Genomic DNA, 644 nt, shown 5'->3' on the forward strand with positions numbered 1-644 from the left:
AGCGTCATTCGGCTCGCGGCAAGTCAGTGCGGAAAATTCTCAGGTACTTGATGGCGTTGGGGACGTTTACCATGTGACCGGATTGGCATGGCGCAGGGGATATGGAGAAATACAGGCACAGCAATACCTGCAGCAAAGCCGCATCTTCGCGCCTTGTGCTGCGGCCGCTTTGTATCGTCGCGATGCTTTGCTGCTTGTTGGTAAATTCGATGAAGATTATTTTTGTTACATGGAAGATGTAGACCTTGGCTTCCGACTAAGGCTGGCCGGGTTTTCTGCCTTGTATATTCCCGATGCCGTCGTAAGACATGTCGGCTCCGCCTTTACGGGCGTGCGCAGTGCATTCTCTGTGTATCATGGCCATCGCAATATGGTATGGACCTTTATAAAAAATGTGCCCGGAATTCTTTTGTGGATATTGATTCCTGGGCACTTGCTGTTGAATCTGGTTATGGTCTTGATGCTTGGCCTGCGCGGACAAGGAGGGATTGCACTGAAGGCCAAAAAGGATGCTTTCCACGGCTTGCATAAAATGTGGCGAAAGCGTACTGAGATTCAGCATATGCGAGTAGCAGGTATTTGGGAAATTTTTAAAGCAATGGACAAGAGCATCTTGCTCGGTAGGTGAGCGCTAGTGTTGGCTG

Annotated in this window: 1 protein-coding gene; it reads left to right on the forward strand. The window is 49.7% G+C overall.

Translation table 11 applies throughout. The annotated features are described in order from the left end of the window. The coding region (locus JK635_RS24645) for a glycosyltransferase family 2 protein (protein WP_202653059.1) at positions 1 to 628 on the forward strand (628 nt) is incomplete at its 5' end. Positions 629 to 644: the final 16 nt, after the last annotated feature.

The organism is Neobacillus paridis, assembly GCF_016765675.1.
GTDB lineage: Bacteria > Bacillota > Bacilli > Bacillales > Cytobacillaceae > Neobacillus > Neobacillus paridis.